Source organism: Burkholderia sp. DN3021, assembly GCF_049805555.1.
GTDB lineage: Bacteria > Pseudomonadota > Gammaproteobacteria > Burkholderiales > Burkholderiaceae > Burkholderia > Burkholderia pyrrocinia_C.
In genome coordinates this window covers 53,311-71,001 of sequence record NZ_JBNCAB010000016.1, presented here as the reverse complement: position 1 = coordinate 71,001, position 17,691 = coordinate 53,311, and the positions used below count along the sequence as shown (strand labels likewise).

The following is a 17,691-nucleotide window of genomic DNA, read 5'->3' as shown; positions in this document are numbered from 1 at the left end:
TGCGGCAGCCCGGCACGAACGTGCCTGGCAGCCTGCGGTGCGTGTGACGCTCGCACCGCGCAAAAACAAAATGCCTGTATCAGCGGACTGACACAGGCATCTTGCTGGCGGCAATCGCCTCGATTACTTACGCAGACCCAGCTTCTCGATCAGTGCGCGGTAACGGTCGGCATCCTTGCCCTTGAGGTAGTCGAGCAGCTTGCGGCGGCGGCTAACCATGCGCAGCAGGCCGCGGCGGCTGTGGTGATCCTTCGCGTGGGTCTTGAAGTGACCCGTCAGTTCGACGATACGTGCGGTCAGCAGTGCGACCTGGACTTCGGGCGACCCCGTGTCGTTGGTACCGCGGGCGAACTGAGCAACGACTTCCGACTTCTTGATATCTGCAACAGACATGTGATTTCCTTTCTAACTGAACAGGCGGACACGGAAGAATGGCCGTGCCGTGACTTACAACCGGCGGGCATTGTAACACAACTCCACACCGTTCCCACCGCCCCTGTCACGGGCGCGTCATCGAACAGGCAGACGGCATTTCCGTGCGCTGCGCCGGTACCGCCAGCACCGTCCGGAAACCGTAGCCCGAACCCTCGTTGTCGAAGCGCACGCCCGGCGTGCCGGCCTTGTCCATCTCCATCACGTAAAGGGGCTGGATCAACTGGTGATCCTGCGCGCGCATCCGCGACGCGTGGAAGCCGTCGTCGAACGACAAGCCCTCGAGCGCACGCGCGGCCGCGACGGGGTCGGCCGACCCCGCGCGGTTCATCGCGGCGGCCAGCATCTCGATCATCACGCTCATTCGCCGTACCGGATAGTCATCCTGCGCGGCCGGGAAACGAGCCCGGAACGCGCGGTAGAACGCGTCGGATTTCGCGCCGCCCGCGTTCGGGTGCCAGTCCGCCACGGCGACGACCCGCCCGACGCCCGCATCGCCGAGCGCGGCCGGCGCGCCGAGGCTGTTGCCGTAGAACGTATAGAACTTCGCATTCAGCCCCTGCTCGCGCGCCGCCTTCACGAGCAACGTGAGGTCGTTGCCCCAGTTACCGGTCACGACGGCGTCCGCGCCGCTCGCGCGGATCTTCGCGATATACGGCGAGAAATCCTTGATCCGGCCGATCGGGTGGAATTCATCGCCGGCGATCGTCACGTCCGGGCGCCGCGCGGCCAGCGTCTGCCGCGCGAGCGCGCTGACGTCGCGGCCGAAACTGTAGTCCTGGTTCAGCAGATAGACCTTGCGCAGCGCGCGGTCGCGCGCCATCACGTCCGCGAGCGCGGCCATCCGCATCCCCGCGTGCGCGTCGAAGCGGAAATGCCAGAAACTGCAGCGCGCGTCGGTCAGCGCCGGATCGTCGGCCGAATAGTTGAGGAACAGCATCCGCTTGTCCGGGTCGCGTGCGTTCAGCTTGTCGAGCGCCGCGACGAGTGCGGCCGCGACGGCCGAACTGTTGCCCTGCGCGACGAAACCGATATGCCGGTCCGCGGCCGCGCGCAACTGCACGAGCGCCTCCTCCGGGCTGCCCTTGCTGTCGAGCACGACGAGCTCGAGCGGATGCGCGCCGTCGCGCAGCTTCACGCCGCCCGACGCGTTGACCTGCTCGACGCCGAAGCGCAGGTTGCGCTCGACCGCCGCGCCGGCGTTCGCGAACGGGCCCGACATCCCTTCGATCAGCGCGATCCGCACCGGCTCGCCGCCGGCAAACGCGGACGACACCAGCATCCACCCCGCGCTCAACGCGAGCGCGCACCGCTTCCACCCCTGCATCGGCTACCTGCCCTTCGATCTGCCCGAGAAGCGCGGATCATAGGCCGGCGCCCCTGCCGGCCGCAAGCGCGACAGCGCCGGCGATCCGTACCGATTTTTTCGACGCGATGTGCCGTCGCGCGCCGTCCGTGATAAAACGGAACCTGTTTCCGTATTCTGGAGAATCCCCATGCGCATACGCATTCCCGCGCGCCTGCCGGTGCTGCTCGCCTGTGCCGCCGCGCTGCTGGCCGGTTGTGCGCAACCGTGGCAGCAATACCAGGCGGGCCAGGACGAGTCGGCGATCGTCGCGCGCATGGGTCCGCCGCGCGAGATCTACGACCTGCCCGGCGGCGGCAAGCGCCTGATGTGGCCGACCCAGCCGATGGGCGAGGTCACGATCGCGGCCGACGTCGACGCGTCCCACAAGATCGTCAACGTGCGCCAGGTGCTGCAGCCGAGCGAGTTCTATCGTGCGGAGATCGGCAAGTGGACGAAGACCGATGTCCTCGTCAATTTCGGACGCCCCGTCGAGACGTCCTACTTCCCGCTGATGAAGCGCGAGGTGTGGACGTACCGGTATCTCGAGGACAACGTCTGGTACATGATGTACAGCTTCTACTTCGATCCGCAGGGCATCCTGCGCATCACGCAGAAAACGCCGGACCCGCTGCACGATCCCGATCGCCGCAACCTGTTCTGACCGATTGCGCATTTACGCGCAATTTTCACAATGGCCATTCACGAATTATTGCGCGAATGGCCACTCCTTTTTTCCGCCGTCCGATTAATTCAGGAAATACGACGGAAATCTTTTCCGATCGATGGCATTCCGATGGCAACACGCTGAAATCCCCGTCATGCGGGCCTTCACGCGGAAACAGGCATGCGCAACGCATGTCATGCGTTGGGTTGGTGCACGCAATGCACTACACCAACCCAATTTGAAACAATTTGTTTCAACACACCCGAAGTGCTAGGGCATACCCCTAATATCAGTCGAAATTGAACCTTTCAGTTCAGAAAGAAACTTATTGCGCTATTTCGGCCGATATTTATTTGCCTTTGTCATAAAGGAGTCCTCATGAACCGCCCCAAGAGCATGCTGGTTGCCAACATTGCCTGGGCCCGCGAGACGCACGAACACACGCCCGGCTTTTTCGACGCGCTCGCGCGCGGCCAGAATCCGCGCGTGCTGTGGATCGGCTGCTCGGACAGCCGCGTGCCCGCCGAAACCATCACGCACTGCGCACCCGGCGAACTGTTCGTCCATCGCAACATCGCGAACCTGTTCCATCCCGACGACGACAATTCCGCCAGCGTGCTCGAGTATGCGGTGCGCGTGCTGCAGGTCGACCATGTGATCGTGTGCGGGCACTACGGGTGCGGCGGCGTGCGCGCGTCTCTGCTGCCACCGCCGTCCGAGCTGCCGCACGTCGCGCGCCGCATCGCACCGCTCTGCGCGCTCGCGCGGCGCCATCGCGACACGCTCGACGGGCTCGACGACACAGCCGCCGCCGACCGCCTCGCCGAGCTGAACGTGCTCGAACAGGTACGGCTGCTGCGCGCATCGCCGATCGTGCGCGGCCGGGAACGGTCGCCGCTCGTGCACGGCTGGATCTTTTCGCTCGCCGACGGCCGCCTGCAGGAACTCGATTCCGGCTACGCGACGCCGCCCGCCAATGTCGAGCCCGCGCTGGCCGCTACGGCCGCCGCGCTCGGCTGATTCCCCCGTCTCCTATGCCAACGAAATCGCCCCAATCATGAAACTGAACGAGCGCCTGTCCACCCTGCCGCGCGACGTCGTCGCCGGCATCGTCGTTTTCCTCGTCGCACTGCCGCTCTGTCTCGGCATCGCCAATGCATCCGGCGTCGAGCCGTTCGCCGGGCTCGTATCCGGCATCGTCGGCGGCATCGTCGTCGCGCTGCTGAGCGGTTCGTCGTTGTCCGTCAGCGGGCCGGCCGCCGGCCTCGTCGTGATCGTCGTCGAAGGGATCGCGCAACTCGGCAGCTTCTCCGCATTCCTGCTCGCGGTGCTGCTGTCCGGCGTGCTGCAGTTCGGATTCGGCATGCTGCGCGCCGGCCGCTTCGCCGCCTACGTGCCGTCGCCCGTCATCAAGGGCATGCTCGCCGCAATCGGCCTGCTGCTGATCGTGAAGCAGATTCCGTTCGCGTTCGGCATCGGCGGCTCGGGCGCGCAATCGTTTGCGAACTGGCCGAGCCTGCCGGTCGCGTGGGCCGCCACGGCCATCGCGCTCGCCTCGCTCGCACTGATGGCCGCGTGGGACACGCCCGCGCTGCGCCGCTTCGCGCTGGTGCGTTCGGTGCCCGCACCGCTCGCGGTCGTCGTGCTGGGCATCGGCGCGACGCTCGTGCTGGGCCTCGTCGCGCCGTCGGTCGCGCCGGGCGCCGCCCATCGCGTGACGCTGCCCGAACTCGGATCGTTCGCGGCTTTCGCGGCATCGCTCAAGCACGCGGAGCTTGGCCCGAACTTCACGCAGCTCGTCAATCCCGACGTGTGGCGCGTCGCGATCACGCTCGCGGTCGTCGCGAGCCTCGAGACGCTGCTGAGCCTCGAAGCGGTCGAGCAGATCGACCCGAAGCGCCGGCCGACCCAGCCCGACCGCGAACTGAAGGCCCAGGGCGTCGGCAATCTCGTCGCGGGCGCGTTCGGCGGCCTGCCGATCACGTCGGTGATCGTGCGCAGTTCGGTCAACGTCAATGCAGGCGCGCAAAGCCGGATGTCGGCAATCGTCCACGGGATGCTGCTGCTCGCAAGCGTGTTCGCGCTCACCGGCCTGATCAACTTGATCCCGCTCGCGAGCCTCGCCGCGATCCTGATCCACACGGGCTTCAAGCTCGCGAAACCGGCGTTGTTCCGCTCGGTGATGAAGCAGGGGCCGGCCGCGTTCGTGCCGTTCGCCGCGACGATCGCCGGCGTGCTCGCGGTCGACCTGCTGTTCGGCATCGCGCTCGGCCTCGCATGCAGCGTGCTGGCGGTCGCCGCCGCGAACCTGAAGAGCCCCGTCACGCTCGCGCAACACGACGATCACTTCCTGCTGTCGTTCCGCAAGGACGTGTCGTTTCTCGGCAAGGTGCAGGTCAAGCACCACCTGCGGCACATTCCGGACCGGGCGGCGATCATCATCGACGCGACGCGCGCCGACTACATCGATCACGACGTGCTCGAACTGCTCGACGCGTTCGTCGCCGATGCGCCGCGGCGCGGAATCGCGGTCGAGTTCCGCCGACGCAGCCCGGCGCCCCGCCCGGCCGCGCGCCGCTGGCTGTTCCGCGCACCGGCCGCCGAATAAGCGGCAGATGAAAAAACGCCCCGGCGGCGCAGGGCCGCACGGGGCGTTTCGGCGATGCGTTGTGCGCGACCGCTTACGAGCGCTGCGGGTTGAGCTTGTCGTCCTTCGAATGCAGCTTGTTCAGCGCGGAGATGTACGCCTTGGCGGACGCGGCAACGATGTCTGGATCGGTGCCGACGCCGTTGACGATCCGCCCGCTCTTCGACAGCCGGACGGTCACTTCGCCCTGCGCCTGCGTGCCGGTCGTGATTGCGTTCACCGAGTAAAGCAGCAGCTCGGAACCGCTGCCGACTTCGCCCTCGATCGCGTTGAACGTCGCATCGACCGGACCGTTGCCGCGCGCCTCGCCGGTCACTTCCTTGCCTTCGACCGCGAACACGATCTTCGCCTGCGGCTGCTCGCCCGTTTCCGAACGCTGCGACAGCGACACGAACTTGAAGTGTTCCTGCTCGTGCGCGAATGCCGATTCCTCGGACACGATCGCGATGATGTCCTCGTCGAAGATCTCGGCCTTGCGGTCGGCCAGATCCTTGAAGCGCATGAACGCGGCGTTCAGTTCCGCTTCGCTGTCGAGCGACACGCCGAGCTCCTGCAGGCGCTGCTTGAACGCGTTGCGCCCCGACAGCTTGCCGAGCACGATCTTGTTCGCGGACCAGCCCACGTCTTCCGCGCGCATGATCTCGTAGGTGTCGCGCGCCTTCAGCACGCCGTCCTGGTGGATGCCCGACGCGTGTGCGAACGCGTTCGCGCCGACCACCGCCTTGTTCGGCTGCACGACGAAACCGGTGATCTGCGACACGAGCTTCGACGTCGGCACGATCTGCGTGGTGTCGATGCCGACGTCGAGGCCGAAGTAATCCTTGCGCGTCTTCACGGCCATCACGATCTCTTCGAGCGACGTGTTGCCCGCGCGCTCGCCGAGACCGTTGATCGTGCACTCGACCTGACGCGCGCCGCCGATCTTCACGCCCGCGAGCGAGTTCGCGACGGCCATCCCGAGGTCGTTATGGCAGTGCACCGAGAAGATCGCCTTGTCCGAGTTCGGAATGCGCTCGCGCAGCGTCTTCACGAGGTTGCCGTAGAGCTCCGGCACGCCGTAGCCGACCGTGTCGGCGATGTTGATCGTCGTCGCGCCCTCGGCGATCACGGCTTCCAGCACGCGGCACAGGAAGTCCAGGTCGGAGCGGCTGCCGTCTTCCGGCGAGAATTCGACGTTGTCGGTGAACTTGCGTGCGAAACGCACCGCGAGGCGTGCCTGCTCGAACACCTGGTCGGGCGTCATCCGCAGCTTCTTTTCCATGTGCAGCGGCGACGTCGCGATGAACGTGTGGATCCGGAAGCTGTTGGCCGGCTTCAGCGCGTCGGCCGCGCGCTGGATGTCCTTGTCGTTGGCCCGCGCCAACGAGCAGATCGTGCTGTCCTTCACGAGACCGGCGATCGTGTGGATCGCGTCGAAATCGCCGTTCGAGCTGGCCGCGAAGCCGGCCTCGATCACGTCGACCTTCATCCGCTCGAGATGCTTCGCGATGCGGATTTTCTCTTCCTTCGTCATCGACGCGCCGGGCGATTGCTCGCCGTCACGCAACGTCGTATCGAAAATGATCAGCTTGTCTGTCATGGGGGGCTCCAGGGCTTTTTATACGGAAGTCAAACGTAATGAGATCGCGCCACCGCTGGCGACGCTCAACAACAGACGAGGCTTGACGGAGGGCGAGAACGGTCAGCGCGGCAGGCGCGCCAACGCTAGCGCGCGTAGCGGCGCGCCGGCTAGAAGGAGGGAGAGGCGGGTAAATACAGTCATGCCGAAGACTATAGCGACATTCCGTTGGGCGCGCAATCGGACGGCACCCCGGCAGTCCGGCGGCCCCGCTCGAAAAAGGGGCAAATGAAAACGGCGGCCCCGAGGCCGCCGTTTCCGGGCAGATCGCGCGTCGGGTCAATGATCGCGCTGCGACGAGCGCGCCGGATTCGCGCGCCCGCGGATCGCCATGTAGGCCCAGAACACGTAGCCGGACAACCCGTACAGCACGAACAGGCAGAACAGCATCAGCGGCGGGTCGGACGACACGAGCACGAACGCGACGACGACGAGCAGGATCGCCGCGAACGGCACGCGGTGCCGCACGTCAAGCGCCTTGCCGCTGTAGAACGGCGCGTTCGACACCATCGTCACGCCCGCATAGATCGTCAGCACGAACGCGACCCACGGCAGCCAGCCGAGCTTCATCGGCACGCGGTTGTCGGTCGCGAGCCATACGAAGCCCGCGATCAGCGCGGCGGCGGCCGGGCTCGGCAGCCCCTGGAAGAAGCGTTTGTCGACGACGCCGATGTTCGTATTGAAGCGGGCGAGGCGCAACGCGGCGCCCGAACAGTAGACGAACGCGGCGAGCCAGCCCCAACGACCGAGATCCTTCAGCACCCACTCGTACATCACGAGCGCGGGCGCGACGCCGAACGACACCATGTCCGACAGGCTGTCGAACTGCTCGCCGAACGCGCTCTGCGTATGCGTCATGCGCGCGACGCGCCCGTCCATCCCGTCGAGCACCATCGCGACGAAAATCGCGATCGCGGCGATCTCGAAACGCACGTTCATCGCCTGCACGACCGCGAAGAAACCGCAGAACAGCGCGGCGGTCGTGAACGCATTCGGCAGCAGGTAGATGCCGCGCGTCTTCAGGAACCGCTGGCGCGAAGCGCGGCGGCTCTCGATGGGCACCGGATCGGGCGCCATCCCCTTGTTGCGGCGGAACGGGCGTGGCGTCTGGCTGGTGCCGTTGCGCGGCCGGCGCGGTTTGAATGCGGCCATCGTGCGCCCCGCCGCTTACTGTTCGAGCTCGGCGAGGATCGTCGACGACGCGTAGACCTTCTCGCCGATCGACACCTTCGCGCGGCTGCCGATCGGCAGGTACACGTCGACGCGCGAACCGAAGCGGATGAAACCGTAGCGCTGGCCGCGCGACAGCGGTTCGCCGGCGCGCACGTAGCAGAGAATCCGGCGGGCGACGAGACCCGCGATCTGCACGGCGGTGACGGTCTTGCCGCTCGCCGTCTGGATCACGACCGCGTTACGCTCGTTCTCGGTCGACGCCTTGTCGATCGCCGCGTTCAGGAACGCACCCGGGAAATACTCGACCTTCGTGATCGCGCCATCGACCGGCGAACGCTGCGAATGGACGTTGAAGACATTCATGAACACGCTGATCTTCAGCGCTTCGCGGTTCGCGTACGGATCCTGCGAGGTCTCGACCGCGACGATGCGGCCGTCCGCCGGGCACAGCACCGCGTTCGGCTGCGCCGGGATCGGACGCTGCGGATCGCGGAAGAACTGGACGACGAAGGCGAGCAGCAGCCAGAACGGCCACGCGAAGCCGAAGCCCCCGACGGCGTGGATCAACAGCGCGATGACGGCAGCAATCGCGATGAACGGCCAGCCTTCGCGCGCGATGATCGGATGAGGATAGTTCATGGATTCGTTCTGTGTTCGGTGAATTGCAAAGCCCGTAGCATAACAAAAGCCGCCCGGGGCACTGCTGCCTTCGGACGGCTTTTTGATGCCGACCCTCCACTCGAAGGGCCGGAACAGCACGCGGTGCTTAGTTCTTCGTCTGGTCGACGAGCTTGTTCTTCGCGATCCACGGCATCATCGCGCGCAGCTTCGCGCCGACCTGCTCGATCTGGTGCTCGGCCGTCAGGCGGCGGCGCGATTGCAGCGTCGGAGCGCCTGCCTTGTTCTCGAGAATGAAGCTCTTCGCGTACTCGCCCGTCTGGATGTCGGTCAGGCACTGCTTCATCGCCTTCTTCGTCTCTTCCGTGACGACGCGCGGGCCCGTCACGTACTCGCCGTACTCGGCGTTGTTCGAGATCGAGTAGTTCATGTTCGCGATGCCGCCTTCGTAGATCAGGTCGACGATCAGCTTCAGTTCGTGCAGGCACTCGAAGTACGCCATTTCCGGCGCGTAGCCTGCTTCGACCAGCGTCTCGAAGCCTGCCTTGATCAGTTCGACGGTACCGCCGCACAGCACGGCCTGCTCGCCGAACAGATCGGTTTCGGTCTCTTCACGGAAGTTCGTCTCGATGATGCCTGCACGGCCGCCGCCGTTCGCTGCCGCGTACGACAGCGCGATGTCGCGTGCCGCGCCCGACTTGTTCTGCGCAACCGCGATCAGGTGCGGCACGCCGCCACCTTGCGAGTACGTGCCGCGCACGGTGTGGCCCGGTGCCTTCGGCGCGATCATGATCACGTCGAGGTCGGCGCGCGGGATCACCTGGCCGTAGTGGACGTTGAAGCCGTGTGCGAACGCGAGCGCCGCGCCCTGCTTGATGTTCGCGTGCACTTCCTTCGCGTACACGTCGGCGATCTGCTCGTCCGGCAGCAGCATCATGACGACGTCCGCGCCCTTCACCGCTTCCGCGACTTCCTTGACCGACAGGCCGGCGTTCTCGGCCTTGCTCCACGACGCGCCGCCCTTGCGCAGGCCGACCGTCACGTTCACGCCGCTTTCCTTCAGGTTCAGCGCGTGTGCATGGCCTTGCGAGCCGTAGCCGATGATCGTGACTTGCTTGCCCTTGATGAGGGAGAGGTCGGCGTCTTTGTCGTAGAAAACGTTCATGATGGGTTCCTTCGCTAATTCAAAAATTCAACAATTCGTTCGGATGGAGTACTGCGGGCCGGGACATGACGGCGCACCCGGCGTGCCTCTTCGGCATTTTCGGCATCAAACCTTCAGGATGCGCTCGCCGCGTCCGATGCCGGAGCTGCCGGTGCGCACGGTCTCGAGGATCGCGCTCGCGTCCAGCCCCTGGATGAATGCGTCGAGCTTGTCGCTCGCGCCCGTCAATTCGATCGTGTAGGTCTTTTCGGTCACGTCGATGATGCGGCCGCGGAAAATGTCCGACATCCGCTTCATTTCTTCGCGCTCCTTGCCCACTGCACGTACCTTGATCAGCATCAGCTCGCGTTCGATGTGTGCACCGTCGGTCAGGTCCACCACTTTCACCACCTCGATCAGGCGGTTCAGATGCTTCGTGATCTGTTCGATCACGTCGTCGGAGCCAATGGAAACGATGGTGAGCCGCGACAGCGATTGGTCTTCGGTCGGCGCCACCGTCAAGGTTTCGATGTTGTAGCCGCGTGCGGAAAACAGACCGACCACGCGCGACAGCGCGCCCGGTTCGTTCTCCAGCAGGACGGAAATGATGTGTCTCATGTTCGCTTCTTCCAGAATGTGCCGTGTCGATTCACTCGCGCCGCGCGCCGCCGCGTGCCGCACCGCCCTTCGTGAAGGCGGCCGCATCGGGCTCAAGCGCGCGTCGCGCCGTTACAGATCTTCCGATCCGAGCAGCATCTCGGTGATGCCCTTGCCGGCCTGTACCATCGGCCAGACGTTTTCGGTCGGATCGGTCTGGAAGTCGAGAAACACGGTGCGATCCTTCAGGCGCAGCGCTTCCTTCAGCGCCGGCTCCACATCCGAGGTCTTTTCGATCCGCATGCCGACATGGCCGTACGCTTCGGCGAGCTTCACGAAATCGGGCAGCGCATCCATGTACGAATGCGAATAGCGCTTGCTGTATTCGATCTGCTGCCACTGGCGAACCATGCCGAGGTAGCGGTTGTTCAGCGAAATGATCTTCACGGGCGTGTCGTACTGCAGGCAGGTCGACAGTTCCTGGATGCACATCTGGATCGAGCCTTCGCCCGTGATGCACAACACGTCGTCGTCCGGGTGCGCCATCTTGACGCCCATCGCTGCCGGCAGGCCGAAGCCCATCGTGCCGAGGCCGCCGGAGTTGATCCAGCGACGCGGCTTGTTGAAGCGGTAGAACTGCGCGGCCCACATCTGGTGCTGGCCGACGTCCGAGCACACGAACGCATTGCCGTCCGTCAGCTCCCACGCCTTCTCGACCACGTACTGCGGCTTGATGATCTCGCTTTCGCGGTCGAACTTCAGGCAGTCCTTCGCGCGCCAGCCCTCGATGTCCTTCCACCATTGCGCGAGCGCCTCGGTGTCGGGGCCATGCTCGGCCGTCTGCAGTTGCTCGATCAGCTCCTTCAGCACTTCCTTCACGTCGCCGACGATCGGGATGTCGACCTTCACGCGCTTCGAGATCGACGACGGGTCGATGTCGATGTGGATGATCTTGCGCGGACGCGACGCGAAGTGCGCCGGGTCGCCGATCACGCGGTCGTCGAAGCGGGCACCGATCGCGATCAGCACGTCGCAGTGCTGCATCGCCATGTTCGCTTCGTAGGTGCCGTGCATGCCGAGCATGCCGAGGAATTTCTTGTCCGACGCGCGATAGCCGCCCAGGCCCATCAGCGTGTTCGTGACCGGGTAGCCGAGCAGGTCCGCGAACTGGTTCAGTTCGCGCGACGCGTCGGCGAGGATGATGCCGCCGCCCGTGTAGATATAGGGACGCTTCGCCGTCAGCAGCAGCGACACGGCCTTGCGGATCTGGCCCGAATGGCCTTTCGTGACGGGGTTGTACGAACGCAGCGACACGCTCTTGACCGGCTCGTACTGGCACGGCGTCTTCGAGATGTCCTTCGGGATGTCGATCAGCACCGGGCCCGGACGGCCGGTGCGGGCGATATAGAACGCCTTCTTGACGGTTTCCGCGAGCTCGCGCACGTCCTTCACGAGGAAGTTGTGCTTCACGCACGGACGCGTGATGCCGACCGTGTCGCACTCCTGGAATGCATCCTGGCCGATCGCGGCAGTCGGCACCTGGCCGCTGATCACGACCATCGGGATCGAATCCATGTACGCCGTCGCGATGCCGGTCACCGCGTTGGTGACGCCCGGGCCCGACGTCACGAGGCAGACGCCGACATTGCCGGTAGAACGCGCATACGCATCGGCTGCGTGCACGGCCGCCTGTTCATGGCGCACCAGCACGTGCTGAATCTTGTCCTGCTTGTAAAGCTCGTCGTAGATATAGAGAACCGAGCCGCCGGGGTAGCCCCAGATGAATTCGACGTTCTCGTCGGCCAGTGCCTTCATGAGCACGGTGGCGCCGATGGAGTCGCTATCGGGAGGGGAAAGGGGTTCCGACGTGGAGAATTCCGCGCTGGGCATGTTCATTTCGACCTTTCGAATTTTCGGCAAAAAATTGATCGGGTGCTCTCTGCCGGGCTTGTGGCTCGGGTTCAAGCGGCGCGTCCAGTTTGAAGGGCGGGCTTCTTGGGCCAGCCTCAAATGAGACCATCACTTCATGTTGCGAATCGCTGACGATAGCGGGTCGTGATTAGGTCGTCAAGCAAAATATCCCGCACCGCATCATGCGCGCCGCCCGGCACCCCACCGTCGCGGCTCGCGCGCAACGCGCGGCGCCCAACCCGGTGCCAACCAGAGCGAAAATTTGTTAGCATCCGCGGGTTTTACGAAATTTTTCGACCTTTTACACCACGCAGCGGTCCGCAGCGCATACCTTCACGGAATGGCATCAGACAAGGAACTCGCCGACTTTCTGGCGGGCGTCGAAAGGCGCGCGTTCAAGCAGGCTGCGTACGCGGTGCGTGACGACGATGCGTCGCTCGACATCGTGCAGGACGCGATGATCAAGCTGGCCGAAAAATACGGCGACCGGCCGGCGGCGGAGCTGCCGCTGCTTTTTCAGCGGATCCTGCAGAACGCGATCCACGACTGGTTCCGTCGGCAGAAGGTCCGCAACACCTGGGTCACGCTCTTCTCGTCGCTGAACAACACCGACGACGAAGACTTCGACCCGCTCGAAACGCTCGAATCCGCGAACGACAACGCGGGCGTCGAGAGCAGCGAGCACCGCCTCGAAAGAGAGCAGGTTCTGGCCCTGATCGACGAAGAAATCCAGAAACTTCCGGCGCGTCAACGGGAAGCGTTCCTGATGCGTTATTGGGAAGATATGGATGTCGCCGAGACTGCCGCCGCAATGGGGTGCTCCGAAGGCAGCGTCAAGACGCACTGCTCACGAGCCACCCACACCCTGGCGCAAGCGCTCAAGGCCAAAGGAATCACGCTATGAGCTCCGCTCCCGCAAACCGAGAACACGAATTCGCGCTGAAGGTGCGCCGCGCGCTGGACGAGCGCGCGGCCGCACTGCCTGCCGCGACCACCGATCGGCTGGCCGTCGCCCGCCGGGCTGCGCTCGCGCGCAAGAAGCCCGAGCCCGCGACCGCGCCGGTGTTCGTGCCGGCCTTCGCCGGCGCGGCCGGCGCCTACGGCCCGGCGCCCACGAACCTCCCGCAGGCAGGCCGCCCGTACGCGTCGTTCGCGCGCCGCCTGCTGCGCGCGTGGCCGCTCGCACTGCTGCTCGCGGGGCTCATCGGCATCGCCTACTGGGAAGACATGCAGCGCACCGCCGAACTCGCCGACATCGACGCGGCGATGCTCAGCGACGACCTGCCGCTCAACGCGTATCTCGATCACGGGTTCAACGCGTATCTTTCGCACGCTCGCTAACAGACAATAAACGAGGGGATCGCACGGGTGAGTCAGAAGCGCGGCCTGGCCGTATTTTTCGGATGCGTGATCGCGATCGCCGTTTCCTACGTCGCCACGTATTCGCGATTCCACCCGCTCCCCGCGACGACTACCGTCGCGGCCACCAGCCCTGCCGCGCCCGCATCGGCCGCGACCGGGCTGACCGCCGACCTCCCGCCGCTGCCACTGCCGCTGCCGGCCGCCACCGGTCCGCTGTCGTGGGCGCGCCTCACGCCGGCGCAGCACGCGGCACTCGCGCCGTTCGCCGACCAGTGGGACGGCTTCAGCGACGCCCGCAAGCGCAAATGGCTGAAGATCGCGTCACGTTTCGCGAAATTGACGCCCGATGATCAAAAGCGCCTGCAGGACCGGATGTCCGAATGGGCGCGGATGACGCCCGAGCAGCGCCGCGTCGCGCGCGAGAACTACCAGAGCGCGAAGGAGCTTTCCGCGCAGGCGCGCGAGCGCGCGTGGAAGGCCTACCAGCAACTCCCCGAGGAACAGAAGGAACGTCTCGCGGCCGCCGAGCGCCGCCGCCGGCCGAGCGTCGTCAGCGCGCCGCCGACCGTCGCCGACCGTGACGTTCGCCGCCTCGTCAATTCGCACGAGCACCCGGCAAGCGGTGCAGCCCCCGCACCGGCGCCCGCCTCGGCCAGCGCCTCCGTGCCGCCGGTGCCCGCGTCGTCGACGGCCGGCGCCGCGTCGGTGCCCGCTGCGGTGGCACCGGTGTCGCCCGCCGACGCGCCTTCGCTGTTCAGGGGCTCCTGAGCGGCCGTGGCGAACGCCCGCGCACCCGAGACTCCGGCCGCCGCGCCGTCGGTGCGGCGGCGCCTCGCCGCGCTGCTCTACGAAGGCGTGCTGCTGTTCGGCGTCGTGTTCTTCGCGGGGCTCGCGTTCAGTCTCGCGACGCAGCAGCGCAACGGCCTCGTCCATCACAACCTGCTCGCCGCGTGGATCGCGCTCGTCGTCGGCGCGTATTTCGTCTGGTTCTGGACCCACGGCGGCCAGACGCTGCCGATGAAGACCTGGCGGCTGCGGCTCGAATCGTCGAGCGGCCGGCCGCTGAGCGCCGGCCATGCGCTCGTGCGCTATGCGCTCGGCTGGCTGTGGTTCCTGCCGCCGCTCGCGCTGCATCCGCTCCTCGGCCTGTCGGTGCCCGTCACGCTGGCGCTCACCGCCGCGTGGATCGTCGCGTGGGCCGGCGCCGCCCGGCTGCACGCCGGCCGCCAGTTTCCGCACGACCGGATCGCGCGCACGCGCGTCGTCGCCATGCCGCGCTGACGCGCCGCATTCGCCAGACGAAATCAGTTCGTCCAAGCCTTTCCCGCGTCGCCCGACGCGCCTGCCGGACAACCGCCGACCGTTCGGTGCGGCAGATTACACAACGCCTTTCATTCACTGCTAAACACCCTGCATAGGTCGTAATAAGAACGTCTCGTGACTGTCACGGCACAGTCACGCCCGCATGGCGGAATGCCGGTAATGTCAACCGGCGCGAGTCATGCATGGGCCAGAAACCGTCCGCGACCTCCCTGTTCCGTCACCCGCTCGGCGCTCGCGCCGCCACCGCTTTCCTGTCAGGCTCGGGCGCATCCGATGGCCTGGCGTCGCAAGAACCACCTGCCGTACACGCCACGCGGCACGACGACCCCGACCCGTCCGCGCATCGCTACCGCACCATCTGGCTGTCCGACATCCACCTCGGCTCGAGCGGATGCCAGGCGCCGTACCTGCTCGACTTCCTGCGTCACAACGATTCGGAATACCTGTACCTCGTCGGCGACATCATCGACGGCTGGCAGTTGAAGAAAGGCTGGTACTGGCCGCAGGCGCACAACGACGTCGTGCAGAAGATCCTGCGCAAGGCGCGCAAGGGCACGCAGGTCGTCTACATCCCCGGCAACCACGACGAAGGCGCGCGGCAGTTCTGCGACCTCGCGTTCGGCGATATCCAGGTGCGCGGCGAGGCGTTCCACACGACGCTCGCGGGCAAACGTTTGTGGATCGTGCACGGCGACCTGTTCGACGGCGTGATCCAGCACGCGAAATGGCTCGCGTATCTCGGCGACACGCTCTACACGCTGATCCTCGTGCTGAACCGCTGGTTCAACCGGATCCGCAGCCGGCTCGGCTTCCAGTACTGGTCGCTGTCGCAGTACCTGAAGCACCAGGTCAAGAACGCGGTCAACTTCATCTCGCAATTCGAGACCGTGATGACCGACGAGGCGCGCCGCCGCGGCTGCGACGGCGTCGTGTGCGGTCACATTCACAAGGCGGAGATCCGCGATATCGACGGCGTGCTGTACTGCAACGACGGCGACTGGGTCGAAAGCCTGTCCGCGCTCGTCGAAACGATGGAAGGCGAACTGAAGATCGTCTACTGGACGGTGATGCGCACCGCACCGTCGGAGACCACGTCGCGCAAGGCCAAGGCCACTGCCTGACACAACCCTACTTACAGGACAATGCCGCGATGAAGATCATGATCGTCACCGACGCGTGGGAACCGCAGGTCAACGGCGTCGTGCGCACGCTGAAGAGCACGTCGCGCGAACTCGCGGCGCTCGGCCACCGCGTCGAACTGCTGACGCCGCTGGAGTTCCGCACGGTACCCTGCCCGACCTACCCCGAGATCCGCCTGTCGATCCTGCCGTACCGCAAGCTGCGCGCACGGATCGACGCGTTCGCACCGGACGCGCTGCACATCGCGACCGAAGGCCCGCTCGGCCTCGCCGCGCGACGCTATGCGCGCTCGCGCAAGCTGCCGTACACGACCGCGTATCACACGCGCTTTCCGGAATACGTGCAGGCGCGCTTCGGCATTCCGCTGGCCGCGACCTACCGCTTCCTGCACTGGTTCCACGGCCCGTCGCTTGCGGTGATGGCGCCGACGCCGGTCGTCAAGGAAGATCTCGAGAAGTTCGGCTTCACGAACGTCGTGCTGTGGACCCGCGGCGTCGATCTCGACATCTTCCGCCCGATGGAGTCGAAGGTGCTCAACACCGCGCGGCCGATCTTCCTGTACGTGGGCCGTGTCGCAATCGAAAAGAACGTCGAGGCGTTCCTGCGTCTCGACCTGCCCGGCTCGAAATGGGTCGCGGGCGAAGGCCCCGCGCTCGCCGAGCTGAAGTCGCGCTATCCGGAGGCGAACTATCTCGGCGTGCTGTCGCAGGCCGAACTCGCGAAGGTGTATGCTGCGGCCGACGTGTTCGTGTTCCCGAGTCGCACCGACACGTTCGGCCTCGTGCTGCTCGAGGCGCTCGCGTGCGGCACGCCGGTTGCCGCGTATCCCGTCACGGGCCCGATCGACGTGCTCAGCGGCGGCGACGCCGGTGCGATGCACGAGGACCTGCAGGAAGCCTGCCTCGAAGCGCTGAAGATCGAACGCACGACCGCGCGCGCGTGGGCGGAACGCTTCTCGTGGCGCGCGGCGTCCGAGCAGTTCGCATCGCATCTGAAGCCGCTGCCGAAAACCGCGTACTCGCCAGCCGAAGGTGCCGCCGTTTGAAACGAGACCTGAACGACAAGACCCCGCCCCCCGCCGCGACACAGCAACGGCATCGCCCGTTCGACGAGGAAGAGCCGCATGGCGACACGGATGCGCACGCGTCCGAGCCGCTCGGCCCCGACGATCAACTGACGCCGCTGCCGCCGAATCCGTACAAGCGCCACCGCGGCATCACGCGCGCATGGTACGCGCTCAAGCATTCGCTGAACGGCTTTCGTGTCGCGATCCGTGAGGAGAGCGCGTTTCGCCAGGAGCTCACGCTCGCCGCGCTGATGCTCCCGATCGGCGCGTTCGCGCCGGTGCCGGCCGCATCGCGCGCGCTGCTGATCGCCTCGGTGCTGCTGGTGCTGATCGTCGAACTGCTGAACTCGAGCGTCGAGGCCGCGATCGACCGCATCTCGCTCGAACGCCATGAACTTTCCAAACGCGCGAAGGACCTCGGCAGCGCGGCCGTGACGGTCGCGCTGTTCGCGTGCGTGACGACCTGGGGCTTCGTGCTCGGCCCGGTCGTCGCGCACTGGCTCGGCTTCTAGCCGGCGGCCCGCCGCGCGCGTTGCGCATCGCCCGCGTGCGGCGCTGCACCATCCGTCGCACGGGGCCGCGATCACGAAATGCGCCCGATGTGGCGAAACCCCGGTTTATAATCGTCCGCCAGACATAGAACAGCAA

18 protein-coding genes are annotated in these 17,691 nt (G+C 65.8%); 10 read left to right on the top strand and 8 right to left on the bottom strand.

Annotated elements, in window-relative coordinates; translation table 11 throughout:
* Positions 1 to 123: 123 nt before the first annotated feature.
* Together rpsO and ACPUER_RS11085 are read right to left on the bottom strand one after the other, a co-directional pair.
* Positions 124 to 393, bottom strand: a complete 270-nt coding sequence (gene rpsO, locus ACPUER_RS11090) for a 30S ribosomal protein S15 (protein ID WP_006398792.1) — start codon at positions 391 to 393, stop codon at positions 124 to 126.
* Positions 394 to 499: 106 nt separating this feature from the next.
* Positions 500 to 1,759: a branched-chain amino acid ABC transporter substrate-binding protein gene (locus ACPUER_RS11085; RefSeq protein ID WP_310138585.1), complete on the bottom strand. Its 1,260-nt coding sequence runs from the start codon at positions 1,757 to 1,759 to the stop codon at positions 500 to 502.
* A 169-nt stretch (positions 1,760 to 1,928) separates the two neighbouring features.
* Between ACPUER_RS11085 and ACPUER_RS11080 the strand changes: the two genes are divergently transcribed.
* The 3 genes from ACPUER_RS11080 to ACPUER_RS11070 all read left to right on the top strand — a co-directional run bounded on the left by ACPUER_RS11080 (position 1,929) and on the right by ACPUER_RS11070 (position 5,052).
* Positions 1,929 to 2,441 (top strand): hypothetical protein, encoded by a 513-nt coding sequence (locus ACPUER_RS11080; RefSeq protein ID WP_175962887.1) that lies wholly within the window; start codon positions 1,929 to 1,931, stop codon positions 2,439 to 2,441.
* 381 nt (positions 2,442 to 2,822) lie between these two features.
* Positions 2,823 to 3,464: a carbonic anhydrase gene (locus ACPUER_RS11075; RefSeq protein WP_425131087.1), complete on the top strand. Its 642-nt coding sequence runs from the start codon at positions 2,823 to 2,825 to the stop codon at positions 3,462 to 3,464.
* 37 nt (positions 3,465 to 3,501) lie between these two features.
* Entirely contained in the window at positions 3,502 to 5,052 is a 1,551-nt protein-coding gene (locus tag ACPUER_RS11070; RefSeq protein ID WP_425131086.1) for a SulP family inorganic anion transporter, read from the top strand.
* A gap of 73 nt (positions 5,053 to 5,125) precedes the next feature.
* Here ACPUER_RS11070 and ACPUER_RS11065 read toward each other — a convergent pair whose 3' ends face one another.
* The 6 genes from ACPUER_RS11065 to ACPUER_RS11040 all read right to left on the bottom strand — a co-directional run bounded on the left by ACPUER_RS11065 (position 5,126) and on the right by ACPUER_RS11040 (position 12,137).
* Positions 5,126 to 6,670, bottom strand: coding sequence for a 2-isopropylmalate synthase (locus ACPUER_RS11065; RefSeq protein ID WP_047898617.1), 1,545 nt, complete (start codon positions 6,668 to 6,670; stop codon positions 5,126 to 5,128).
* A gap of 318 nt (positions 6,671 to 6,988) precedes the next feature.
* The gene (gene pssA, locus ACPUER_RS11060) at positions 6,989 to 7,861 is read right to left on the bottom strand and encodes a CDP-diacylglycerol--serine O-phosphatidyltransferase (RefSeq protein WP_072440710.1); all 873 of its coding nucleotides are present in this window, start codon (positions 7,859 to 7,861) and stop codon (positions 6,989 to 6,991) included.
* Positions 7,862 to 7,876: 15 nt separating this feature from the next.
* Entirely contained in the window at positions 7,877 to 8,521 is a 645-nt protein-coding gene (locus ACPUER_RS11055; RefSeq protein WP_034184876.1) for a phosphatidylserine decarboxylase, read from the bottom strand.
* 127 nt (positions 8,522 to 8,648) lie between these two features.
* Complete coding sequence (ilvC, locus tag ACPUER_RS11050) at positions 8,649 to 9,665, bottom strand: ketol-acid reductoisomerase (protein WP_047898620.1); 1,017 nt, start codon at positions 9,663 to 9,665, stop codon at positions 8,649 to 8,651.
* A gap of 105 nt (positions 9,666 to 9,770) precedes the next feature.
* Entirely contained in the window at positions 9,771 to 10,262 is a 492-nt protein-coding gene (ilvN, locus tag ACPUER_RS11045) for an acetolactate synthase small subunit (protein WP_006750445.1), read from the bottom strand.
* 111 nt (positions 10,263 to 10,373) lie between these two features.
* The gene (locus ACPUER_RS11040; protein ID WP_175962884.1) at positions 10,374 to 12,137 is read right to left on the bottom strand and encodes an acetolactate synthase 3 catalytic subunit; all 1,764 of its coding nucleotides are present in this window, start codon (positions 12,135 to 12,137) and stop codon (positions 10,374 to 10,376) included.
* Positions 12,138 to 12,492: 355 nt separating this feature from the next.
* Here ACPUER_RS11040 and ACPUER_RS11035 point away from each other — a divergent pair, with 355 nt between their 5' ends.
* The 7 genes from ACPUER_RS11035 to ACPUER_RS11005 all read left to right on the top strand — a co-directional run bounded on the left by ACPUER_RS11035 (position 12,493) and on the right by ACPUER_RS11005 (position 17,555).
* Positions 12,493 to 13,056: an RNA polymerase sigma factor gene (locus tag ACPUER_RS11035; RefSeq protein WP_175962883.1), complete on the top strand. Its 564-nt coding sequence runs from the start codon at positions 12,493 to 12,495 to the stop codon at positions 13,054 to 13,056.
* Positions 13,053 to 13,493, top strand: a complete 441-nt coding sequence (locus ACPUER_RS11030) for a DUF3619 family protein (protein WP_425131085.1) — start codon at positions 13,053 to 13,055, stop codon at positions 13,491 to 13,493. The genes ACPUER_RS11035 and ACPUER_RS11030 overlap by 4 nt, the downstream gene beginning before the upstream one ends.
* A gap of 27 nt (positions 13,494 to 13,520) precedes the next feature.
* Complete coding sequence (locus ACPUER_RS11025) at positions 13,521 to 14,282, top strand: DUF3106 domain-containing protein (RefSeq protein ID WP_425131084.1); 762 nt, start codon at positions 13,521 to 13,523, stop codon at positions 14,280 to 14,282.
* A 6-nt stretch (positions 14,283 to 14,288) separates the two neighbouring features.
* Entirely contained in the window at positions 14,289 to 14,795 is a 507-nt protein-coding gene (locus tag ACPUER_RS11020; protein WP_204423945.1) for an RDD family protein, read from the top strand.
* A 224-nt stretch (positions 14,796 to 15,019) separates the two neighbouring features.
* Positions 15,020 to 15,958: a UDP-2,3-diacylglucosamine diphosphatase gene (locus ACPUER_RS11015; protein ID WP_175962879.1), complete on the top strand. Its 939-nt coding sequence runs from the start codon at positions 15,020 to 15,022 to the stop codon at positions 15,956 to 15,958.
* A 29-nt stretch (positions 15,959 to 15,987) separates the two neighbouring features.
* A complete protein-coding gene (locus tag ACPUER_RS11010; protein WP_310138616.1) occupies positions 15,988 to 17,022 on the top strand; it encodes a glycosyltransferase family 1 protein in 1,035 nt (344 codons plus the stop codon).
* Positions 17,019 to 17,555, top strand: a complete 537-nt coding sequence (locus ACPUER_RS11005) for a diacylglycerol kinase (RefSeq protein WP_034184867.1) — start codon at positions 17,019 to 17,021, stop codon at positions 17,553 to 17,555. The genes ACPUER_RS11010 and ACPUER_RS11005 overlap by 4 nt, the downstream gene beginning before the upstream one ends.
* The last annotated feature ends 136 nt before the right edge of the window (positions 17,556 to 17,691 follow it).